We start from the raw sequence: 21,411 nt of genomic DNA on the forward strand, positions 1-21,411 counted from the left end.
ATTACACCCCGTTAAGCCAACTCTTTATTACATCCGCTCTCTTGAGCGGAACGGATACAGCTTCCGCTAATTTCTCGTCCGTTACTGCAAAAGCGGCTCTCAAGGGAACATCAAGTTCCTCCGCCATTGCAAGCTTTGCCGGACATTTCATCACGGTAACGCCTTTTGCTTCCGCCACGGTGAGAATTTTCTTTACCGTATCATCAGAAGCGTCTTCGGGAACAAGAACCAGCTTTGCCTGTGATGTTTCAAGCAGCTTTTCGCATTTCCCGCTGCCGCCTGCCACAAGTTCCGCTCCTCTGCCCGCTTTGAGCAGAGCGAAGAAATAATCGGCGGTAACCGTGTATATCTCTTCCAGAAGCTGTTTATATTCCTTTTTATTTATCTTTTCCTTAAAGCCTTTGGAAAAAAGATTCTTTTTTGCCGCAAGCTTAAGGCACTCATCGTCAAAGCAGAGGTACACACCTCTTCCGGGCAGTTTGCCCTTGCGGTCATAAACCACTTTCCCTTCACCGTCCGTCACAAAGCGGAGAAACTCAGGTTTTTCTGCCGTCTTTCCGCATGCAATGCAGGTTCTTTCGGGAATTTCAGGTTTATCTACCTTCTTCGTCTTCTCTGATTTCTTCGTTTTCTTCGTCTTCTTCGGAGAAATCTTCTTCAAGTTCGTCAAGTTCGCCTTCTTCAAAAACGCCCGCCTCTTCAAGTTTTGATGAAAGGTAGTCTATTGCTTTATTAATAAGCCCGACAGCCTCTTCCTCTGTTATTTCAAGTTCTTCCGTAAGCTCATCCGGCGTGGCATTGGAGAGCTTTTCTATATCGTCTATCCCTGCTTCAAGGAGAGCGGAGATTGACGAATCGCTGAGACCTTCAAGATTTTCAAGGTTGTACAGCTCATAGAAGTCTTTCATTTCCTGTTCCTGAGCAGCAAGACGTTCTTTTCTGATTTCAGCGTATTCACTTTCTTTCAGAACGTCAATTCTCCAGTCGGTAAGTCTGGCTGCGAGTCTTACGTTCTGCCCTTTTTTACCAATGGCAAGCGAAAGCTGATCATCGGGAACCACGACTTCGATTGTTCCTTCATCTTCAAAAACATTTGTAAGAACAACATCAGCAGGTGAAATGGCGTTGCACACAAACCTCACAGGATCGGGTGACCACTCAACCACATCTATTTTTTCGCCTCTGAGTTCATGGCTGATTGAGTTAATTCTTGAGCCTTTAAGACCGATGCAGGCACCGACAGGGTCAATATTGCTGTTCTGGCTGTAAACTGCAACCTTTGCTCTGTCTCCGGGTTCTCTGGCAACTGATTTTACATCTATAATCCCCTCGAAAACTTCGGGAATCTCTGTTTCAAAGAGTTTTTTCATAAATTCAGGATGAGTTCTGGAAAGAACAAGCTGCGGCCAGCCTTTATGGGTTTTGATGTCAAGCAGAAGAGCGCGCACATAGTCGCCTCTGTTGAAGTAATCACCTGCCATCATCTCCCTGCGGGGAAGGATTGCCTCGGTTTTGCCTATGCTGACTGTCAGCAGGTCTCTGTCAGCTTTAAGGAGAGTTCCGTTTATGATATCGCCCTTTTTGCTGTTGAACTGGTCAAAAACAACCTGGCGTTCGGCGTCACGGAGCTTCTCAAAAAGTTTCTGTTTTGCAACAAGAGCCGCCTGTCTGCCAAGATCATCCAGAGTAACGGAAACCATAAGCACATCGCCAAGCTGTGGGTCTTCTTTGTATTTCGCAGCTTCGTCCATATCTATTTCAAACCATTTGTTGGTCACATCTTCACTGACCTCTTTAGGGACGAGTATTTCTATATGTCCTTTATCAAGGTCAACAACCACTTCCGGTTCAAGGTATTTTCCTATTTTTCTGCCAACAGCCGCAACTATCGCCTCTTTGAGTGCTTCTGCGAGAATTTCTCTGGAAACCCCTTTTTCACGACCCAGTTCATCGGCAACCTTAGCAAGTTCCCTTATCATTGTTCCTCCTAAAAATCGAGCTGTAAGACCGCTTTAGCGATGTTGTCCAGCTTTATGCAGAATTCTTTATTTTCTTTTTCAACAAACAGCTTAATGCAGCCGTTTTCTACACCGGTAATACTTCCGGTGTAGCTTTTGCGCCCCGTTTCATCCTTTTCTTTGGCTGTAACTTTGCAGATTTTCCCGGAGAACTTGAGAAAGTCCTTCTCGCTGCGTAGCGGTCTTTCAAGTCCGGGAGTAGAGACTTCGAGGCTGTAGCGTTCGTAAGGGATCAAATCTGTTTCGTCCAGCCATTTTGAAATGCGCCTGCTGACTTCTGCACATTCGTCAAGTCCGGGCAGGTTATCTTCCCTGTCGATAATAATACGAAGGGTGCGACCTGTTTTTTCCCGCCTGAAAGTTACATCAAAAATATCTACGTCTATCTCTTTTACGATAGGAATAAGCGCGTTTCTGACTTTGGACGAAATTTCTTTCTCTATAAAACTACCCATATAAACAGCTACAAAAAAATTGGTGGGATAACTCCCACCGCTAATTTAACTACCACATTTTTTATTCTAATGCAAGATTTTTGATTGTACGAAGCCTGTACAGTGTTCAGATTCTGAAAAGCGAGCAGTTTTTATCCATAATTCTCTCAATAAGACACTCCGCCACGGAAGAATCCGGACAGCCATGTCCGCCTAAATGTATGGAAGGTTTAATTCTATCACCATGAAAATCGCTCCCCGCTGTTACAAGCAGTCCTTTTGCAGCTGCAAACCTGAGGTAATCAGTCCTTTGCTGCGCATTATGATAGGAAGAGTAAACCTCTATCCCTTCCACACCGTCAATAAACAGTTCATCCATTTTTTTCTGAGGATAAAGCCCCGGATGAGCAACAGCAAGCACTGATTTATCGGCGAGCGCTGCGACCGTTTTACGGTAGTCCAGCAGACTGACGTCAACATACGCCCTCCCGCCTTTAAAGAAATAGTCAAAATAGAATTTGGTATAAGGGGAATCAGACTTTTCACCCTTAAGATAAGGATGAAGCTCCGCCCTGTTTTTCTCATTCTCCGCCAGTACCTTAAGGAATGTGACGCCGGAAGGAGTCTTGCCGTCAGCAACCTCTATAACACGGTCAAAATCTACTTCAAATCCGAGACTTCTAAGCTTATCTGTACGCAGTTTCGCCTGAGAAAGCCTGTTTGCGGCAAATTCTTCAAGCAGAGCCGTAAGGTCAGCATCATCAGGATCTATGCCGTATGGGATAATGTGTATCTCTGTGTCCTTATGATATGTGGAAAGCTCAACAGCGGGAATATATGTCATGCTGCCGTCACCATGCTTAAAGGAAAGCATTTCACGAACAGATGAAACAGTGTTGTGGTCGGTTATGGCAAAAAGGGAGTAGCTTCGTGAGCGCAGAACAGTATAAACATCAACAGGAGACAATACGCCGTCAGAGCTGTGATTTGTATGAATATGCAGGTCGAATTGATCAATAGTTCGCAGACCGGTACATCCTGTCCGGCTGCTCACACGCTCACGGCAGGGCAAGCCCGCCTTCGCTTCGCACGGCGCAGTTCCATCCTTGGAACTGTGATGAGTGGGTTTATTCATATTACTTGTCCATATCCATAGTTCGCAGACCGGTACATCCTGTCCGGCTGCTCACACGCTCACGGCAGGACAAGCCCGCCTTCGCTTCGCACGGCGCAGTTCCATCCTTGGAACTGTCAGTACCCGATTTATCCATACAGATCTTCCTTTTGGTTGATAGTTCGCAGACAGGTACATCCTGTCCGGCTGCTCACACGCTCGCGGCAGGGCAAGCCTGCCTTCGCTTCACACGGCGCAGTTCCATCCTTGGAACTGTAACTATCTAGAACTGATAACCTGCGTTGAATGCAGCCAAATTAACATCAATGGTCTTAGGCGGAACTTTTTTGGAGATTACAGAGCGCCAGATTTCCGCATCAAAGGGAAGAAGAGCTGCAAGCTTGCCAAGCATAACCATACCCGCAACCTTTGAGTTGCCTAAGCCTGTGGCTGTGGTCATGGCGTCTATCTCAAAAACTTCCTTGAAAGCAATTTTGGTCTCTTCTGCCTGTTCCGCAGGGTACGTTTCCTGACCGCCTGCAACAGAAGGAGGATAGATACGGTATTTATTCACAACGAGAGATGTTTCCTTGCCTGCATATTCGGGGTAGCGGAGGAACTCCATATTTTCAAAAGAGATAACAATATCCGCCTCACCTACAGGGATAACAGGTGAAAGCACCTTGTCCCCTATACGTACATGGGAAACAACACTCCCGCCCCTCTGCGCCATGCCGTGAATTTCGCTTTTTTTAACGTCCGCATCTCCGGCAAGAGCCACATCGCAGACTATATCGCTGGAGAGAACAGTTCCCTGCCCTCCCACACCTATCATGAGTATATTAATATCTTTCATTATTTACCTACCTTACTGATAATTCAAAATTTATCATCCATGAAAATTTTGAATACACGCTTGCGGTCTGCAAAGCAAACCTTCGCTACACACGCAACCACATATATGTGGTTTTTTATTTTCTCTGGTGGATAGCGTCAAATCTGCATACCTTCACGCAAAGCTCACAGCCGGTGCAGAGAGTTTCGTCTATAAACGCCCTTTTCTCTTCTTTGTTCCAGAGAATTGCGGGGCATCCAAGCCTTGTGCAGATTGTACATCCTGAGCAATTATTCACATCCACAAAGAAAGGCGGGCGAATCACGCTTCTGTCAGCAAAAATACATGGTTTATCAGTAACAATAACACTCAGCTCCTCTTTAGCGGTTTCTTCCTTAAGGACCTTTATGCATTCGTCAGGATCAAATGGGTTCACCGTCCTGATATTTTTCACTCCCATAGCTTCAAGAAGCTTGGGAAAATTTATTCTCTGCGTTGGCGTGCCTTTAATTGTGCAGCCTGTTCCGGGGTTGGGCTGGTGTCCGGTCATTCCTGTTATTCTGTTGTCCAGAATAATCACTGTAGACGTGCCCGCATTATAAACAGAGTTCAGAAGACCGTTTATTCCCGTATGGAAAAAGGTTGAATCGCCAATAACAGCAACAGACTTTCTTGCCATTGCTCCGTCAGTTGCTTTATCCAGACCATGAGCCATAGGGATGCTCGCACCCATGCAAACAGTGGAGTTTATTGCGCTCAAGGGCGGCAGGAGACCGAGGGTATAACAGCCGATATCACCGGCGGCGAAAAGCTTCAGTTTAGCGATTGCGTAGAACATTCCCCTGTGTGAACAGCCTGGGCACATATTAGGCGGACGTGCTGGAAGCTGTTTGGGGTCAAAAGCAGGCTCTTTCACCTCTTTGCCGAAAAGCTTTCTGACTTCATCCACCGAAAGCTCACCGCACACGCTTCTGTTAAGAGGCTGAACCTCAATTCCGGCGGCTTTGAGTTCATTTTCGATGAATCTGTCGAGTTCTTCAACTACATAAAGCTTCTGAACCTTCTCAGCGAAACGCTTAACCTTTTCAAAACAGATAGGGTAAACCATTTCAAGCTTCAGTATAGAAGCTTCGGGCATTGCTTCTTTAACGTAATGGTAAGTTACTCCGGCACAGATTATGCCGATCTCCTCGCTGCGGAATTCCACAGGATTGAGAGTAAGCCTACCCGTATCTGCACAGTCTGAAAGCCTTTCAAGTCTGTTTTCAACTACCTTATGGCGGACTCTGGCATTTGCGGGAACCATAACCCATTTTTTTATATCATTCTCCGGTTCAAAAACAGGAGGTGTATTTCTCGGTTTAATTTTGACAACGGATTTACTGTGGGAAATCCTTGTGCATGAGCGGACAAGCACGGGAGTACAGTATTTTTCAGACATGTCAAGGGCAACGCCTATGAAGTCTTTTGCTTCCTGACTATCTGCCGGTTCAAGCATGGGAACCTTGGCAAGACGAGCATAGTGTCTGCTGTCCTGTTCATTCTGTGAGCTGAACATATTAGGGTCATCAGCCACAACAATTACAAGACCGCCGTTCACCCCTGTGTATGAGACTGTCATAAGCGGATCAGCCGCCACATTAAGCCCCACATGCTTCATACAGGTCATAGCACGTCTTCCGGCAAGGGATGCTCCAATAACTGTTTCAAGGGCAACCTTCTCATTGGTCGCCCATTCGCTGTATATCTGTTCATACTGAGCCACATGCTCTGTAATTTCGGTACTGGGCGTTCCGGGGTATGAGCTTACAACTTTAACCCCGTATTCATACGCTCCTCTGGCAAACGCCTCATTTCCGCTTAAAACTTCCTTCATTTAGCTTTCCCACCTTTTAACCATTTCATAAAGAGGACTCTCCGGATATTTTGAGCCGAACTCCTCAAGAAGTTTTGCTTTTTCATCACTTTCTGCTGAAAGCACAGCCCTGTAATACCAGAGAGGCTTCATGCTTCCTTTAGCAATGTATGTTTTGGGGTCAATATCTTTTGAGCCAAGGTCATAGGCAAGGCTGTCTGCAAGCTCTGCGAGACTTCCGTCAACAGCGGCAAGTGTTGCCTGCGCATCAGGCATATTGTTGTTTGCCTCGATTATTCCGGCTTTGAGGTAAATATAGTTTTTTGAGGAAGATTTCCTGCCCGCAAGAGCCTTATAAGAGGAAAGAGATTCTGCATTTGCACCGTTTACCGCCATTTTTGTTTCCGCTGATCCGATTTCCGCTTCAGCTTTTTCTGCACTGACTGCCATAATCTGACGGACAGTATAAGCTGCAATGAAGATAAGCAGACATGCACCCACAACCATCACTATTTTTTTGTAGTTCTGAAACATAAAGTCTTCGACTTTATCAATCGGCACTTCCTGAACGGGCTTTTTCTTTCTCCTGACCACCTTAGCCTCCCAATTTACTTAAAAAAAGTTTTTTATTATTTTCAAAAACTTCCGCCGCCTGCAAGGTATTAAGCCCTGCGCCGAGGAGTATTTTTTCCGCCTGTTCCGCACTCACAGCATCACCGGGAGCGTGGAAATCATTATTAATAACAAGTGATGCACCGTTTTCAAAGGCTGTCTTTGCTACGTAACCGTTGGAAAGTGAGTGCCCTTTCCTTGTGGTTATTTCAAGATACACACCTTTTTTGGCAGCAAGTCTGCAAAGCTCCGCAGATATAAGCCCCGGATGTGCCAGTATATCCGCTCCGGCTTCTATGGCTGCTTTATTTGTGCCTTCTGCCACTGGTTCTGTGAGAGTCTCACCGTGTACTATAACCAGATCCGCTCCGAAGCGCCGAGCCTCTTCCGTGAGCCTTCCCACAGACGAAGGCAGAACATGGGTAAGCTCAACACCTGCAAGCACTTTAAACTCTCCTGACTCTCTGTTGAACCTTTCCTTAAAGCGGAGAAGGTTCTCAAGAACCAGAATCAGGTTAGAATCATCGGCGTGGTCGGTAAACGCCATACCGCCGTATCCTTTTTCCTCTGCCCTGCGTGCTGATTCCGCAGGAACAAGAACTCCGTCACTGAAAACTGTATGAGTGTGCAGATCATACATCCGCATAACATGCCCCCTGTTTTATATCACAAAGCCTTAACTTGCAAGGAAACGCTTAACAGCTTCCACCGCTTCGTAAGGGTCATCTTCCATCTGAATGAGGTCAAGATCTTTGGGGGTGATAAATCCTCTTGAGAGCATGCTCTCCTTGACCCAGTCGATCATCCCTTTCCAGAAGTCGCTCCCCATCATGATAATGGGAAAAGGCTTTATTTTATGTGTCTGTATAAGGGTGATTGCTTCAAAAAGCTCATCCATAGTACCGAAACCGCCGGGCATTATTATGAATGCGCTTGAATATTTCACAAGCATTACCTTGCGTATGAAAAAGTAGTTGAAGGAAACGCTTACATTAGTATAGGGATTGGGCTTCTGTTCATACGGAAGCTCAATATTGCAGCCCACAGAACGCCCGCCTTTTTCAAAGGCTCCTCTGTTTGCTGCTTCCATGATGCCCGGACCGCCGCCTGTCATCACGGCTATGCCTTCATCTGCAAGCAGACGTCCGACTTTGCGGGCGAGTTCGTAATCGTAATCTCCTTCTCTTACACGTGCAGAGCCGAACACAGTAGCGCATCCGCCAACTTTGGAAAGGGTTTCAAATCCGTCCACAAATTCTGCAAGTATTTTGAACACACGCCACGTATCACCGACTTTCATGTCGTCAATGAGATACTGAAGCCCGTTGAGATTAAGTTCACCGTTATTCAATTGAATCACTCCTCATAAAACCGTACTGTTTTTGACCGATAAAAAAATATAATAGAGCATTTTTTCAAAAGCTTCAAAGAAAAACATTTCCCGTTCATAGCCCTTAACCTTGAATTGTCGTCGGAATCAATATTATGCAAACTTTATTGCTTTTTAGATGTCAGTTTTTATGCGGGATGCACTGTGCGGTTATTTCTTTAATGTTTCCGCATGCTTTCCGTTTGTGCTAATATTCTTTAATTACTACGGAAGGTGACAATTTATGATAAAAAAAGCTGCGGCGGCTGCTTTATGTTTTTCATTCGCTGTTTCCGCCCATGCCCTCACACTTGAGGAGGCGGTGAACAAAGCTCTGACAGGCAATCACGAAATAACCGAATACAAGTACCTCACAGAACAAAAGGAAAGGCAGGTAGGCGCTGCTTTTTCCCCTTTTCTTCCTTCTCTTGATGCAAGCTACTCTTACCAGCGTTCAAATGAGAACGACAAATACGGTCTGGACAAGAATCAGGCTTCAAGCGCTGATGTAACTGTCAGCTATAACCTTTTTAAAGGAGGGGCGGACAGTCTGAACCTGAAGTCGGCAAAATCATCCCTTGAAGCACAGAAATACATGGAAAACAGCATCAAATCAGACGTTGTTCTTGATGTTAAAAAAGCTTTTTTCAGCATTTTACAGGCAAAGAAGGATGTTGAGGCGGCAAAAGAAAGCGTTGAGCTTCTCGAAAGCCAGCTTAAAGATGCACAGCTTAATTACGATGTAGGCATATCACCAAAAAATGAGGTGCTTAAGGTTGAAGCTGAACTGGCATCACAAAGACAGGCGCTTTTACAGGCAAAAAGTACCGAGAACACCTCTGTATTTGAGCTTGAAAGGCTTATAAATGAAAATATTCCCTCAAATGAAGTATACGAGGATTTCAGCGCACCATCACAAAAGAAACTGGATTCGGCGGCTCTTTTTGAAAGCCTCAAGGCTAACAGGAGTGAGCTTAAATATGTGCGTGAGCTTGTAAAGGCTCAGAATTATTCTGCCGATGCAACAAAACGGGGCGGACTGCCATCAATAAACGTATCTGCTTCGTACAATTCCTACGGTGACGATGCAAAGCCCGCAGACAGGGACAGCACATATGACGATGAGGTTATCTTCGGCGCAAGTGCAAACTGGAGTATTTTTGACGGAAATGCCCGCAGAAGCACGGCAGCAGCGGAAAAAGCCTACGCAATGTCCCTCAAGCATCAGGAACTTAAAACAACAGCGCAGATGAAATACCAGCTTGAAAATGCACTTGAGCAGTATGACCTTGCCACCGGAAGCCTTGCTGTGGCAGAAAAAGAAACCGAGTCAGCAGAAGAGAACTACCGCATAACCGAAAATCAGTATAAACAGCGTGTGGCAACATCCACTGAGCTTTTGGATGCCCGTGTGATGCTCACCAGAGCAAGAAACAACTATAACAAGGCTTTGTATGACATTTACAAGGCAATGGCAGAAATAGAGCGGGTTACGGAAGAGCAAGTCTTCTGAAAAAACTTAACCAGTAAGTGAACAGTTTATCGTCTGAACGGAGCGGTCAACACGCCTGCTCCGTTTTTTTATTGTATAACGTCACCAAGTTTGAAAATCGGCAAATACATTGCGATAATAACAAAACCTACCGCTCCGCCCACAAAAAGCATGAGAAACGGCTCGATAAGCTTTGTAAGCCCTTCCACAGACCTATCCACCTCATCATCATAAAAGTCGGCTATTTTCTGAAGCATAAGGTCAAGGGAGCCTGTCTCCTCGCCCACAGAGATCATCTGGATAACCATAGAAGGAAAAACGCCTGATTTTTCAAGTGGTTCAACAATAGTTTTACCTGATTCTATATCCCTCTTGCTGTCCAGAAGAGCCTTTTCAATAACCTTATTGCCACTGGTTTTAGCAACAATATCAAGCGCCTCAAGAATCGAAACACCGCTGGACAAGAGAGTTCCGAATGTTCGGGAAAATTTGGCAACTGCAACTTTGCGGATCAGATCCCCGATTTTCGGAATACGCAGAAAAACCTGATCCATCTTGTACCGTCCCGCTGGGGATCTTGTATAAGTGAGCTTGAGAAATGTAAACGAGACTATGATAGTAGCAAAGATAAGCCCGCCCCCGTACCATTTACTAAGGAAATCGCTTATGGATATGGCAAGCTGAGTCAGAGCGGGAAGCTCACCGCCGAAGCCCTCGTACATCTCCTTAAACTTAGGAATGATGAACACCATAAGTCCGTAAACAACTGCTATAGCCACAATGAGAACCACAGTGGGGTATGTCATAGCCGCTTTGACTTTTCTTTTAAGAGATATTGATTTTTCGAGATAGTTGGCAAGCCTGTCCAGAATAGAGTCAAGGAGACCGCCCGCCTCACCGGCGGCTATCATGTTAACGTAGAGATCGCCGAACTCATTTTTATATTTACCCAGAGCCTTATTAAACTCTGAGCCTGTTTCGATACCGCCTTTAACATCGGTGAATATTTTACGCATGCGTTTCTTGGACGCCTGCGTAGCGATTATATCAAGCGCCTTAACAATGGGCAGACCAGCATCCACCATAACACTAAGCTGTCTGGTGGAGATGAGTATATCCTCGTCCTTCACCTTTTCGGGCAGGCTTATTTCAGCCTTGCCCAAGTCTCTTTTTATCTCCCGCACATTGATTTTGCGGTTTTTGAGAATATCCTGAGCTTGCTGTTTGTTATCTGCTTCGATAATACTTTGTATGGGCTGACCGCCGGGGTCTGTGCCTCTGTACTTAAAAACTGCCATGAGACCTACCTTTTCCTGCGGGGTCCGCCTGCCCTGTCGATAAGCTGTCTTACCTCGTCAGGGTAAACGGCACGGTTTACAGCATCTTCATATGTGATAAGCCCTTTACTGTAATTTTCAAACAAAGACTGGCTCATGGTCTGCATTCCGTGCTCGGACTGCCCTGACTGCATCATGGAGTAAACCTGATGGAGCTTGTCTTCCCTGATCAGGTTGCGTATGGCGGAATTGGGAACCATAACCTCACAGCACATCACACGCCCTTTGCCGTCTGCCCTCTGAATAAGCTGCTGGGAAACAACCCCTTCAAGGACAAAGGAAAGCTGCGCCCTTATCTGCGGCTGCTGGTGGGGCGGAAAAACATCTATAATACGGTTGATGGTCTGCACAGCACTGTTAGTGTGCAGTGTTCCGAAGGTAAGGTGACCTGTTTCGGAAACGGTGAGCGCAGCTTCTATGGTTTCAAGGTCACGCATCTCACCTATGAGAACAACGTCAGGGTCCTGACGGAGTATATATTTAAGCGCATTTCGGAAAGACTTTGTGTCTGCATGAAGTTCTCTCTGATTCACTGTGGCTTTTTTATGTACGTGAACATACTCTATGGGGTCTTCCACAGTTACGATGTGAACGGGTTCCTCTGTGTTTATTTTATCTACCATAGAGGCGAGAGTGGTCGATTTACCGCTGCCTGTAGGTCCTGTAACCAGAATAAGTCCCCTTGGTTTGTCGCATAATGATTTCACAACAGCAGGGAGATGAAGCTCTTCAAATGTGAGGATTTTATATGGAATACGGCGGAATGCGGCTGCGATAGCTCCTCTCTGCATGAAAAAATTCGCCCTGAAACGGCTGACGCCTTTAAGTCCGAAGGAAAGGTCAAGCTCCCAGTCCTCCTCAAGCCTCTGTTTCTGAGCCTCAGTGAGAATACTGTAACAAAGCTGTTTTGTTTCGGCGGGCTTCATGGACTCGCCTTCAATACGGACAAGATCACCGCTGACACGGTATGTGGGCGGTGTACCCACTGTTATGTGCATATCGCTTGCGTCAAGCTCCACCATTTTGGAGAGAAGTTCCTGAAGGCTGTACATTTATAATCCTCCGAATCAGTCGGTGAAGGTGACTCTCACCACCTCTTCCACTGTGGTTATGCCGCTTTTAATTTTTTCAAGACCGCTGCGTCTTAATGATATCATACCGTCACTAAGCGCCGCTCTCTTAATTTCACCCGCATTTGCACCCCTGAGAATACACTCACGGATGTTTTCGGTTATCTCCATGACTTCGTAGAACGCCACCCTTCCCTTGTAGCCTGTTCCGCCGCACTTTTCACAGCCCTTACCCTTATGCGGCTTAAAAGTGCCTATTTCGTCTTTTCCGAAGCCTATACTCAGGAGAGCCTCCGGCGGAAGGTCTATTTCCTCGGCGCATGACTGGCATATCCTCCTCGCAAGCCTCTGGGCAAGTATGAGGTTTGTTGAGGATGCAACAAGGAAAGGCTCTATACCCATGTTAAGCAGCCTGTTTATGGTGCTTGGAGCATCGTTCGTATGCAGGGTGGAAAGGACAAGGTGCCCAGTAAGGGCTGCTTTGATGGCTATTTCGCCTGTTTCATAGTCCCTGATCTCACCCACCATGATGATGTCCGGGTCCTGCCTGAGAAATGAACGCAGGGAGGCAGCAAAGTTAAGCCCTATTTCATCCTTCATCTGAACCTGATTAACACCGAAGAGGTTGTACTCAACCGGGTCTTCAGCAGTCATAATGTTTACATCTTCCTTATTGAGCCTGCTGAGGGCGGAGTAAAGAGTTGTGGACTTACCGCTGCCCGTCGGTCCTGTTACAAGAACCATTCCGTAAGGACTTTCTATAGCTTTGATCAATCTGTCCAGAGACTCCCGTTCAAAGCCTAGCTTCTCCATATCAAGCTGAAGGTTGCTTTTATCCAGAAGACGGATAACCACCTTCTCTCCAAAAAGAACCGGCAGGGTTGAAACCCTCATGTCTATGGTTGTTGAGCCGAGTTTCAGCTTAATACGTCCGTCCTGCGGGAGTCTGCGTTCTGCGATATCAAGATCCGCAAGAATTTTGATACGGGAAATAACCGCATCCTTAATGCTTTTCGGCGGGTTCATCAGCTCCTGCAATACGCCGTCAACCCTGAGGCGAACACGAAACTCCTTTTCGTAGGGCTCTATGTGTATATCCGATGCACGTCTTTTGACAGCTTCGTTCATTATATGGTTAACCAGCTTGACAATAGGTGTGTCTTCTATGTCTTTACGGAGCTGTTCGAGGGCGATGTCCTGTTCAGCCACAGTTTCGATCTCAAGGTCATCCATATCAAAGTCGCCGATCTCTTTAAAAATATCGGCTTTACTTTCCTCATCCTTCTCCTGCCGCTGCTTGATAAACTCATTCATCATGGATTCAACAGTCACATACGGTTCCATGTTAAAACCTGAAACAAAGCGGAGTTCTTCAAGAGCGTATGCGTTGGAAGGATCGGTTATGGCAACTTTGAGGGTTTTACCCTGTCTGGCAAAAGGGACTACATTATATTTTTTACAAAGGTCAGTGGAAAGGGCATCTGCTGCGGACTGGTCTATCTCTATTTCGGAAATATCAACATAAGGAACACCATACTGACGGCTCAGGAGCTTGGCTATATGAAGCTCATCCACAAAACCCATTTCGATAAGGATTGTGCCCAGCCTGCCGCCCCTGTGAACCTGATGCTCAAGGGCTTTTTCAAGCTGCTCCTGTGTGATCAGATTCTCCTGAATAAGCATGCTTCCAAGCTTGGTGCTTTTCCTGACGGTGTTCAATTAACAGCTCCGCTCAGTTTTATTAAATTCTGCATGTCTATTTCGGCTTTTCTGCCTGTCCAGATCTCAAAAGCATTGTGAGCCTGATGAACAAGCATTGAGAAACCATTAATTATTTTACACCCGCTGTCTGCATAACATTGCAGAAAAGGCGTGACCCAAGGTTTATACTGTAAATCGACCGCCGCCTTTGTGCAGATTGTTTTTTTCATATTTATAAAAGGAGAACCGTCCAGACCGATGGAAGTGGCGTTAATTACTGCGTCATAAGCGGCTTCCCTGCTGATGTAATTATAATCGTATATTTCAGCGTTGTCAAAATTAAGAAATTTCAAAATCTTTTCAGCTTTTTCAGTGTCTCTGTTTATTACAGTAAGTCTTATATCCTCATAGTCTTTCAAACAGCGCAGAACAGCCTTCGCAGCCCCGCCGCAGCCCAGCATCAACACTTTTGAGCCGTTGAAATCAAGGCTGTTTTCTCTCAGTGTTTCGGCAAAACCGTGTACATCGGTATTAAAACCCTTTGTATAATCGTCTTCAAAAAGGATAGTATTAACTGCCTGTAGGTCTTCCGCCAGAGGGTCAAGAAAATCCATAAACCTTATGACGTCTTCTTTGTAGGGAACAGTGACGTTGACGCCTCTGAATCTGAATTTTTTAAGTAAGGAAAAAACATCAGGAAGCTGTTCTTTTGAAGGAGTCTCAAAGCAGGCATATCCGCCGTTAAGCCCGGCGGATACAAGAAAGCGTGAATGGATCGATGGTGAAAGGGTATGCGACAGAGGATTGCCGATCAGACCCAGATTAAGATACATTTCCCTTTTCCGGTGCGTAATCTTTGTCGAATGGTTCAAGTATTCCGGCGGAGATAATGTATTTTATGCCTTCCTCAACAGGTATCTTAAGCTCAGTTAGTTCGCATTTGGGAATAATAAGCACAAAGCCGGAGGTTGGGTTCGGGGTGGTGGGTATGAAAACACTCACGCAGTCCTGCCCTGTGGCTTTTGTAAAAAAGTCTGATGCATCCTTGGTTATAAAGCCCATGCTGTATATTCCCTTTCGGGGATATTCCACCAGAATAACTTTCTTAAAATTATTCCCGCCTGCGTTCTGAAAAGTATCAACAATCTGGCGCATGATACCGTACACACTTTTTGCAAATGGGATCTTGGATACCAAAACCTCAAGAAGGTTAAAAAACTTCTTTCCCACATAATGTTTAGCCACAAGCCCTATACAGAGTATGGCAAGCAGTATCACTATAAAGGAGAATAACTCCATTATGTATCTGGGAATTACAAGGTCATACCTCACCACGAACATATCGAAGTAAGGGAGCAGGAAGCCGGAGAACTTCTCAAATACGAAACGGAGAAAATAGAATGTCACCACTATGGGTAAGCACGATAAAATTCCGGCTATAAAGGCATTTCTCAAAAATATTCTGAATTTTTTCATGAAAAAAAGCATACGATAGGAAATTGAACTTGTCTATATTAATCAAATTAAAAAATCACCATCCATGGGATTTTTTAATACACGCTCGCGCCGTGATAAACACGGCTTCGCTTCGCACGGAGGAAAAGCACATCCTGCGCTTTAGCTGAAAGCCCCTTGCTGCTTACGCTTTGTTTGCGTTCCTCACATTCGTTGCGGTACGCACTCCGCAAACACATCCATGTGTTCACATACACGGCTTCGCACGGCGGAAAAGCACATCCTGCGCTTTAGCTGAAAGTCCCTTGCTGCTTACGCTTTGTTTGCGTTCCTCACATTCGTTGCGGTACGCACTCTGCGAACACATCCATGTGTTAATATACACGGTTTCGCTTCGCACGGCGGCTTGTATGCTTTAGCCGCCGCAGTGCCTTAAAGAAAAAACTATTCCTCTTCTTTGTAGCCGTGTTTGAAGATCTGACGCTCCAGAAGCCTGTCGTAGCCGCTCCAGCCTGTTTCCTGAACCTCGTCTTTAACAAAAATAGAAGAGAATGTATTTATTTTGGCGTCCATATCATCAATATGGTGCAGTATAAGTGCCTCAATTGTTTTAGGTTTTTTCGGTGATCCAAACTCAAGGAAGCCGTGATGGCTCGCTATCATATGACAGATAAGATCCTTTACATCATCAGGGAAGCCTTCCACTCTGTCTGCCATGTTTCTGAAAATCATGATCCCCTGAATGAGGTGTCCAAGCAGCTTACCGCTTGACGTATAGTCAAAGCCAAGTTTGGAATCAAGCTCAACAATTTTACCCATATCATGAAACAGAGCCCCGAAAAGCATATGCTCTGTGTTAACTTTTTCCCCGTAATAATCACCCATAAGCACAGCAAGCTTGGCAACACTCAAAGTATGCTCAAGGAGTCCGTTCACATATGCGTGGTGAACTGCCTTTGCTGCGGGACTCTTCTTAAATTTATCGACCATCTTTTCATCAGCAAAAAACAGTTCCATAAACTGTTTGAGATAAGCTGTTTTGATCCTTGTATCAAACAGCCCTTTCAGCTCGTCCATAAGTTTATCTGCGTCAAGACCGCTTGTGGGGAGGAAAAGCGAAGGATCTGCATCCTCTTTTTTCTCCATCATAGTTATTTTGAGCTGGGTCTGCCCGGAATACTGCTGAAGCACGCCTTCCACAGTAACCACGTCACCGCCGGCAGGTTCAAACCCAAGCCTGTTGCTGTCAAACATGATTCCGTTATGTCTTGTGCCTTCGCTGTCGTTCAGGACAAGGCGGAGAAAAGGCTTGCCGTCCCTTGTTACATTCTTGTTTATGTCAGTGAGCATAAAATCTTTTTTAATAGTAAGTTCCATTATTTACCGCCTACAGTTATCAAAGGGATACGCAGAGTCGGCTGTGCATCGGAGACAGGCACACCCTGTCCCGCTTTGCCGCAGGTTCCGATCCCGAATCCGAGGTCGCTTCCCGTCATATCGATACTCTGCATAACTTCCGGTCCATTGCCCATAAGAGTAGCATTTTTGACCGGTCTGTCTATCTGTCCGTTTTTTATTATATAGCCTTCGGTTACTTCAAAAACGAAATCACCGTTAACTGTATTTACCTGTCCGCCGCCCATGTCAGCAACATAAATTCCGTTATCCACAGATTTTATAATGTCTTCCGGCTTGTCCTTACCGGGGGCGATGAATGTATTTGTCATGCGTACTATCGGTTTATGTCTGTAGCTTTCACGCCTGCCGTTTCCGGTGGGGGTGCCGCCGTTTTTCAGTGCATAAAGCCTGTCACGCATGTATCCTTTCAGTATGCCGTCTTCTATCAGAATGTTCCTTGCTCCGTCTGTACCTTCATCATCAAATGGAATGTATCCACGCTTAGGTTTGAGTGTTCCGTCATCTATAACGCTGATAATCGGATTCGCAACCTGCGTGCCGATCTTACCTTCATAAACACTCATTCCTTCTTCAGCGAGATCCGCCTCAAGTCCATGTCCGACAGCTTCATGTACCATTGTTCCGCCAGCTTTAGAAGCAAGCACAACAGGCATGCGCCCTGCCGGGGCATAATCAGCCTCAAGGTTGTTAAGCGCCTTACGCAGAGCCTCTCTGCCGACAGTCTCAGGATCGAACCCTTCAAGACCTTCCGCACCGAAGACTCCGCCAAACGACTCATAGCCGGTTTGAAGCTCATCACCGTCTTTTGCCACGGCGTTTGCATAAATTGTCACGTATGACAGTTTCTTGGTTTTATCATCACCAAGGGAGTTGATAATCCGCACATCCCTGAAAACATCTCCGTAAAAGGAGCGAACCTGAACGACACGCTTGTCGCCATATGCGGCACGGCTTACTGCTTCTGCTATCTTAATTTTATCAGGCAGAGAAACCGCCTCGCACGGACGTTCAAATGTGTAAACCGGAGCAGATTTTGTGAAATCAAGAATCCGCTCCTCACCTTTTGCGCCCAGAGCGGTAAGACCGTCTGTTATTTCGTCAAGAATATCAGGATCGGATGAGTTTGTGTATCCGTAGAAGGTTCTGCCGTTACGGATAAGACGAAGCCCAACCCCTGCATCATCTTCAGAAGAAAGGGTATCTATTTTACCGTCCTCAAACACGATAATGCGCCTGAAGGAGCTTTCTATAAAAATATCTGCGTAATCACCGCATGAGGCGAGTTTTTTAAGAATGCGGCTATAGTCGGGAGATTTTACCAATTATCAACTTCCTCACTGAACTCTGTTCTGACATCTGTAATACCGATGCCGGATTTATTCAGTTCATCCAGTACCTTAATCAGTTTTTCATAAACAGTATCAGTGGAATATATAACCACATTGCCTTTAGCACTGTCCAGCGTACGGACAATGCCTAAGCCTTCATACGAGTCTACAAGACTGTTTACAAGGAGAATATTCTTCTTGTCTATATGACACTTAACTTTTACGGTACGGGTCATCTGTAAATTCCATAAGCACTATTTCAATGCCCTCAAGCTCATCCTGAAGTTCTTTCACGTCAAAGTTAAGGGCATTTTCCATGTATATTTTAGTAAATCCTGCCTCTTTCACCTTTTCTGCAAACTTTGCGGGTGCTATTGACTGGAAATCTGTTACAAAAAAACCGTTTTCCTCAAAAAAACCGGTGGAACGCAGAAAAAGCCATTCCTCTTTTATAAAACGTCTTTCTTCAGAATTCAGACCACTCAGAACCCTGTTCAGCCCGCCGTAATAGAAAAGATCGAGCTTTGCAGACATTCCTCTGCATTTAAGCTCGGTTACGTTATAATCCAGAAATGCAGGGAAGAGCCCCTTATTATGCAGACCGACCTTGGCTTTAAGCATTTTCACCTGCCGAAAGACTGTAGCTTTTTCTCACATTGTCCAGAATCCCGTTAACGAGTCCTGCTGCGGCTTCATCGCTGAATTTTTTTGTAAGAGTGACAAAATCATCCAGAACAGCAAAGTAAGGCGACTTTCCATCAAGAAGCTCAAACAATGCTACACGCATTATGTTTTTCTCAATTTCGCCCATACGCTCAAATGTCCAGCCGTTTTTGAGAAATTTTTCGATCATTGCGTCACTGTCGGATGCTTTTGCGGCAGCACCTCTGAAAAGAGTCTCCGCAAAATCCTTAACCTCCGGTTCAATTGTGCCCAGAGGCTTCCAGAAGGTCAGCGGAATCTGAGCGGGAGTCTCTCCCGTCATACCGTAGCGATACATCATCTGAAATGCGTATTCACGTGCTTTTGTCCGTTTCGATTTATCAACCAAGTTTATTGTCCTTAAAGAGATTTACAAGCTCAAGCGCACCCATTGCACAATCAGCACCCTTATTACCGCTTTTAGTTCCGGCTCTTTCCACAGCCTGCTCAATGGTATCTGTAGTAAGAACGCCAAATATAACAGGAACACCTGTATCCAGAGCAACTTTGGCAACACCTTTGGAAACTTCGGCAGCCACAAAGTCAAAATGCGGAGTGGCTCCTCTTATCACGGCGCCAAGGGTAATTACTGCATCATATTTCTTACTGAGAGCAAGTTTTTGTGCAGCAAGCGGAATTTCAAAAGCTCCGGGAACTTTGAACAAATCGATATTTTTTTCATCTGTGTTATGTCTCACAAGTGCGTCAACGGCTCCGTTTATGAGTGGCTGTGTAATAAAATCATTAAAGCGGGAAGCGACTATGGCAAACTTTAATCCTTTGCCGTCATATTTTCCTTCTATAGGCTTGATCATAAGGAACTCCTTATATTATTAATTTGCTGATTACCATGGAATTGTGTTCGCTGAAAGCGCAGCATCACAAATCCAGTTTATGCCCCATTTTATCTTTCTTTTTATAGTTCGAGAAAACTACTTCCTGTGTTTTCTCTCACATGCTCGCACCCTGCAAAGCAGGGCTTCGCTTCGCACGGCGCAATTCCTTCCATGGAATTGTGTTTGCTGAAAGCGCAGCATCATAAATCCAGTTTATGCCCCATTTTATCTGTCTTTATAGAGTTCGGGAAAACTACTTCCTGTGTTTGCCCTCACACGCTCGCGCCCCGCAAAGCAGGGCTTCGCTTCGCACGGCGCAATTCCTTCCATGGAATTGTGTTCGCTGAAAGCGCAGAATCACAAATCCAGTTTATGCCCCATTTTATCCTTTTTAGTAAACAGATATTTTGCGTTTTCGGGGTTGAGGTCACTGTGTGTGCCGACCCTTTCCACAAGCTCAAGCCCATAACCAGACATGCAGCGCATCTTTTTAGGGTTATTTGTAATAAGGCGTATCTGATTAATGCCAAGATGTCTTAATATCTGCGCACCGAAACCATAGTCACGCATATCTTCATTAAAACCCAGATGAATATTCGCTTCTATGGTGTCAAGCCCTTCATCCTGAAGATGGTAGGCATTGATTTTATTAAGGATGCCTATTCCTCTGCCTTCCTGAAATAAGTAAAGTACAACGCCTCTGCCTTCCGCTTCCACAAGATCCATAGCCTCGTGGAGCTGTGAGCGGCAGTCGCACCTTCTTGAACCGAAAACATCGCCGGTGAGGCACTGCGAATGCACACGTACAAGCACGGGCTCGTCAGTGGTAACATCGCCTTTCATAAGAACAACAGCTTCCTGACCGTCCACAACGCTTCTGAAGCCGAGTATATTAAATTCGCCGGCACTGGTGGGAAGCCTTGCGACATTAGTTTCTTCGATGAGCTTTTCATGCTCCATTCTGTATGAAATAAGATCCGCTATAGTAACTATCTTCAGCCCGTGGATTCCTGCAAATTCATCAAGCTGGGGCATTCTTGCCATAGTGCCGTCATCGTTCATTATCTCGCAGATAACTCCGGCAGGTTTAAGCCCGGCGGACTTCATAAGATCAACAGAACCTTCTGTCTGTCCTGCACGCACAAGCACTCCGCCCTGCCTTGCACGCAGAGGGAAAACATGACCGGGTCTGGCGAGGTCTTTTGATGTTGATTTATCATCAATTGCAACCTTAACTGTGTGCGCTCTGTCAAAAGCAGAAATACCGGTAGTGACACCCTCTTTCGCCTCAATAGACACGGTAAAGGCTGTTCCGAAGCGGGCTGTGTTACCGTCTCCGCCAACCATGAGGTCAAGCCCCAGTCTGTCGCAGTTTTCTTCTGTCATTGCGAGGCAGATAAGACCACGGCCGTATTTAGCCATAAAGTTAATGGCTTCCGGCGTCACATACTCAGCGGCGCAAACAAGGTCGCCCTCATTTTCTCTGTCCTCATCATCCACAAGGATAATCATCTTACCCTGTTTAAGATCCTCAATAGCTGCGTCTATCGTAGCAATATTTTTATATTTCATCTTTTACCACCTGATTTTGTACTAACCGTTCACGGTAAGGTAAACTGTATTAACGTTCCACGGCGGATTTCCCTCCATGGAAATATATTCATTACAGCATATTAAGAAGCGAAGTAATATCCACTTAACTGCTCGTGTTTGCCTTCCATGGAAACACTCGCCACACGCTCGCGGCAGGATAAACCTGCCTTCGCTTCGCACGGCGGATTTCCCTCCATGGAAATATATTCATTACAGCATATTAAGAAGCGAAGTAATATCC

At 45.6% G+C, this 21,411-nt stretch carries 23 protein-coding genes; 1 reads left to right on the forward strand and 22 read right to left on the reverse strand.

What is annotated here, in order from left to right; genetic code table 11:
* Position 1: 1 nt before the first annotated feature.
* From ACYRYY_RS02590 to ACYRYY_RS02635, 10 genes are all read right to left on the reverse strand, one after another.
* A complete protein-coding gene (locus ACYRYY_RS02590; protein ID WP_460213933.1) occupies positions 2 to 661 on the reverse strand; it encodes a DUF448 domain-containing protein in 660 nt (219 codons plus the stop codon).
* The gene (nusA, locus tag ACYRYY_RS02595) at positions 594 to 1,979 is read right to left on the reverse strand and encodes a transcription termination factor NusA (RefSeq protein WP_460213934.1); all 1,386 of its coding nucleotides are present in this window, start codon (positions 1,977 to 1,979) and stop codon (positions 594 to 596) included. Before nusA ends, ACYRYY_RS02590 begins: the two co-directional genes overlap by 68 nt.
* Before the next feature lie 8 nt (positions 1,980 to 1,987).
* Complete coding sequence (locus tag ACYRYY_RS02600; protein WP_460213935.1) at positions 1,988 to 2,473, reverse strand: ribosome maturation factor RimP; 486 nt, start codon at positions 2,471 to 2,473, stop codon at positions 1,988 to 1,990.
* 106 nt (positions 2,474 to 2,579) lie between these two features.
* On the reverse strand, positions 2,580 to 3,587 hold the full coding sequence (locus tag ACYRYY_RS02605; protein ID WP_460213936.1) for a PHP domain-containing protein: 1,008 nt from the start codon (positions 3,585 to 3,587) through the stop codon (positions 2,580 to 2,582).
* 1 nt (position 3,588) lies between these two features.
* Positions 3,589 to 3,723 carry a hypothetical protein gene (locus ACYRYY_RS02610; RefSeq protein ID WP_460213937.1) on the reverse strand — a complete coding sequence of 45 codons (135 nt, stop codon included), beginning with the start codon at positions 3,721 to 3,723 and terminating at the stop codon, positions 3,589 to 3,591.
* Between the two features lie 126 nt (positions 3,724 to 3,849).
* Positions 3,850 to 4,422, reverse strand: coding sequence for an indolepyruvate oxidoreductase subunit beta (locus ACYRYY_RS02615; protein WP_460213938.1), 573 nt, complete (start codon positions 4,420 to 4,422; stop codon positions 3,850 to 3,852).
* 115 nt (positions 4,423 to 4,537) lie between these two features.
* A complete protein-coding gene (iorA, locus tag ACYRYY_RS02620; protein ID WP_460213939.1) occupies positions 4,538 to 6,277 on the reverse strand; it encodes an indolepyruvate ferredoxin oxidoreductase subunit alpha in 1,740 nt (579 codons plus the stop codon).
* Entirely contained in the window at positions 6,278 to 6,850 is a 573-nt protein-coding gene (locus ACYRYY_RS02625; protein ID WP_460213940.1) for a hypothetical protein, read from the reverse strand.
* Between the two features lies 1 nt (position 6,851).
* Positions 6,852 to 7,508, reverse strand: a complete 657-nt coding sequence (locus ACYRYY_RS02630; protein WP_460216447.1) for a histidinol phosphate phosphatase domain-containing protein — start codon at positions 7,506 to 7,508, stop codon at positions 6,852 to 6,854.
* A gap of 36 nt (positions 7,509 to 7,544) precedes the next feature.
* Entirely contained in the window at positions 7,545 to 8,228 is a 684-nt protein-coding gene (locus tag ACYRYY_RS02635) for an LOG family protein (protein ID WP_460213941.1), read from the reverse strand.
* 253 nt (positions 8,229 to 8,481) lie between these two features.
* Between ACYRYY_RS02635 and ACYRYY_RS02640 the strand changes: the two genes are divergently transcribed.
* Positions 8,482 to 9,750 carry a TolC family protein gene (locus ACYRYY_RS02640; protein ID WP_460213942.1) on the forward strand — a complete coding sequence of 423 codons (1,269 nt, stop codon included), beginning with the start codon at positions 8,482 to 8,484 and terminating at the stop codon, positions 9,748 to 9,750.
* Positions 9,751 to 9,818: 68 nt separating this feature from the next.
* Here the strand turns inward: ACYRYY_RS02640 and ACYRYY_RS02645 are convergent, their stop codons facing one another.
* The 12 genes from ACYRYY_RS02645 to ACYRYY_RS02700 all read right to left on the reverse strand — a co-directional run bounded on the left by ACYRYY_RS02645 (position 9,819) and on the right by ACYRYY_RS02700 (position 21,149).
* The gene (locus tag ACYRYY_RS02645) at positions 9,819 to 11,027 is read right to left on the reverse strand and encodes a type II secretion system F family protein (RefSeq protein WP_460213943.1); all 1,209 of its coding nucleotides are present in this window, start codon (positions 11,025 to 11,027) and stop codon (positions 9,819 to 9,821) included.
* 5 nt (positions 11,028 to 11,032) lie between these two features.
* Positions 11,033 to 12,118, reverse strand: coding sequence for a type IV pilus twitching motility protein PilT (locus ACYRYY_RS02650; protein WP_460213944.1), 1,086 nt, complete (start codon positions 12,116 to 12,118; stop codon positions 11,033 to 11,035).
* A gap of 15 nt (positions 12,119 to 12,133) precedes the next feature.
* Positions 12,134 to 13,819, reverse strand: a complete 1,686-nt coding sequence (gene pilB, locus ACYRYY_RS02655) for a type IV-A pilus assembly ATPase PilB (protein WP_460216448.1) — start codon at positions 13,817 to 13,819, stop codon at positions 12,134 to 12,136.
* Positions 13,820 to 13,851: 32 nt separating this feature from the next.
* On the reverse strand, positions 13,852 to 14,670 hold the full coding sequence (gene aroE / locus ACYRYY_RS02660) for a shikimate dehydrogenase (RefSeq protein ID WP_460213945.1): 819 nt from the start codon (positions 14,668 to 14,670) through the stop codon (positions 13,852 to 13,854).
* The gene (locus ACYRYY_RS02665) at positions 14,660 to 15,313 is read right to left on the reverse strand and encodes a DUF502 domain-containing protein (protein WP_460213946.1); all 654 of its coding nucleotides are present in this window, start codon (positions 15,311 to 15,313) and stop codon (positions 14,660 to 14,662) included. Before ACYRYY_RS02665 ends, aroE begins: the two co-directional genes overlap by 11 nt.
* 423 nt (positions 15,314 to 15,736) lie before the next feature.
* The gene (locus ACYRYY_RS02670; protein ID WP_460213947.1) at positions 15,737 to 16,669 is read right to left on the reverse strand and encodes a 3'-5' exoribonuclease YhaM family protein; all 933 of its coding nucleotides are present in this window, start codon (positions 16,667 to 16,669) and stop codon (positions 15,737 to 15,739) included.
* Entirely contained in the window at positions 16,669 to 18,033 is a 1,365-nt protein-coding gene (locus ACYRYY_RS02675) for a TldD/PmbA family protein (RefSeq protein ID WP_460213948.1), read from the reverse strand. Before ACYRYY_RS02675 ends, ACYRYY_RS02670 begins: the two co-directional genes overlap by 1 nt.
* Positions 18,027 to 18,275 (reverse strand): DUF4911 domain-containing protein, encoded by a 249-nt coding sequence (locus ACYRYY_RS02680; protein WP_460213949.1) that lies wholly within the window; start codon positions 18,273 to 18,275, stop codon positions 18,027 to 18,029. Before ACYRYY_RS02680 ends, ACYRYY_RS02675 begins: the two co-directional genes overlap by 7 nt.
* Positions 18,253 to 18,660 (reverse strand): hypothetical protein, encoded by a 408-nt coding sequence (locus ACYRYY_RS02685; protein WP_460213950.1) that lies wholly within the window; start codon positions 18,658 to 18,660, stop codon positions 18,253 to 18,255. Before ACYRYY_RS02685 ends, ACYRYY_RS02680 begins: the two co-directional genes overlap by 23 nt.
* Positions 18,653 to 19,090, reverse strand: a complete 438-nt coding sequence (gene nusB, locus ACYRYY_RS02690; protein WP_460213951.1) for a transcription antitermination factor NusB — start codon at positions 19,088 to 19,090, stop codon at positions 18,653 to 18,655. The genes ACYRYY_RS02685 and nusB overlap by 8 nt, the downstream gene beginning before the upstream one ends.
* Positions 19,083 to 19,556 (reverse strand): 6,7-dimethyl-8-ribityllumazine synthase, encoded by a 474-nt coding sequence (gene ribH, locus ACYRYY_RS02695; RefSeq protein ID WP_460213952.1) that lies wholly within the window; start codon positions 19,554 to 19,556, stop codon positions 19,083 to 19,085. Before ribH ends, nusB begins: the two co-directional genes overlap by 8 nt.
* Before the next feature lie 378 nt (positions 19,557 to 19,934).
* Complete coding sequence (locus ACYRYY_RS02700; RefSeq protein WP_460213953.1) at positions 19,935 to 21,149, reverse strand: bifunctional 3,4-dihydroxy-2-butanone-4-phosphate synthase/GTP cyclohydrolase II; 1,215 nt, start codon at positions 21,147 to 21,149, stop codon at positions 19,935 to 19,937.
* Positions 21,150 to 21,411: the final 262 nt, after the last annotated feature.

This window comes from Geovibrio sp. ADMFC3 (assembly GCF_054687035.1).

What these genes read in the sequence shown, in the direction of transcription:
- nusA (WP_460213934.1), bottom strand. Translation starts at nt 1,979, where the DNA reads ATGATAAGGGAACTTGCTAAGGTTGCCGATGAACTGGGTCGTGAAAAA.
- ACYRYY_RS02600 (WP_460213935.1), bottom strand. Translation starts at nt 2,473, where the DNA reads ATGGGTAGTTTTATAGAGAAAGAAATTTCGTCCAAAGTCAGAAACGCG.
- ACYRYY_RS02605 (WP_460213936.1), bottom strand. Translation starts at nt 3,587, where the DNA reads ATGAATAAACCCACTCATCACAGTTCCAAGGATGGAACTGCGCCGTGC.
- ACYRYY_RS02610 (WP_460213937.1), bottom strand. Translation starts at nt 3,723, where the DNA reads ATGGATAAATCGGGTACTGACAGTTCCAAGGATGGAACTGCGCCGTGC.
- ACYRYY_RS02615 (WP_460213938.1), bottom strand. Translation starts at nt 4,422, where the DNA reads ATGAAAGATATTAATATACTCATGATAGGTGTGGGAGGGCAGGGAACT.
- iorA (WP_460213939.1), bottom strand. Translation starts at nt 6,277, where the DNA reads ATGAAGGAAGTTTTAAGCGGAAATGAGGCGTTTGCCAGAGGAGCGTAT.
- ACYRYY_RS02630 (WP_460216447.1), bottom strand. Translation starts at nt 7,508, where the DNA reads ATGTATGATCTGCACACTCATACAGTTTTCAGTGACGGAGTTCTTGTT.
- ACYRYY_RS02640 (WP_460213942.1), top strand. Translation starts at nt 8,482, where the DNA reads ATGATAAAAAAAGCTGCGGCGGCTGCTTTATGTTTTTCATTCGCTGTT.
- ACYRYY_RS02645 (WP_460213943.1), bottom strand. Translation starts at nt 11,027, where the DNA reads ATGGCAGTTTTTAAGTACAGAGGCACAGACCCCGGCGGTCAGCCCATA.
- ACYRYY_RS02650 (WP_460213944.1), bottom strand. Translation starts at nt 12,118, where the DNA reads ATGTACAGCCTTCAGGAACTTCTCTCCAAAATGGTGGAGCTTGACGCA.
- pilB (WP_460216448.1), bottom strand. Translation starts at nt 13,819, where the DNA reads ATGCTTATTCAGGAGAATCTGATCACACAGGAGCAGCTTGAAAAAGCC.
- aroE (WP_460213945.1), bottom strand. Translation starts at nt 14,670, where the DNA reads ATGTATCTTAATCTGGGTCTGATCGGCAATCCTCTGTCGCATACCCTT.
- ACYRYY_RS02665 (WP_460213946.1), bottom strand. Translation starts at nt 15,313, where the DNA reads ATGAAAAAATTCAGAATATTTTTGAGAAATGCCTTTATAGCCGGAATT.
- ACYRYY_RS02670 (WP_460213947.1), bottom strand. Translation starts at nt 16,669, where the DNA reads ATGGAACTTACTATTAAAAAAGATTTTATGCTCACTGACATAAACAAG.
- ACYRYY_RS02680 (WP_460213949.1), bottom strand. Translation starts at nt 18,275, where the DNA reads ATGACCCGTACCGTAAAAGTTAAGTGTCATATAGACAAGAAGAATATT.
- ACYRYY_RS02685 (WP_460213950.1), bottom strand. Translation starts at nt 18,660, where the DNA reads ATGCTTAAAGCCAAGGTCGGTCTGCATAATAAGGGGCTCTTCCCTGCA.
- ribH (WP_460213952.1), bottom strand. Translation starts at nt 19,556, where the DNA reads ATGATCAAGCCTATAGAAGGAAAATATGACGGCAAAGGATTAAAGTTT.
- ACYRYY_RS02700 (WP_460213953.1), bottom strand. Translation starts at nt 21,149, where the DNA reads ATGAAATATAAAAATATTGCTACGATAGACGCAGCTATTGAGGATCTT.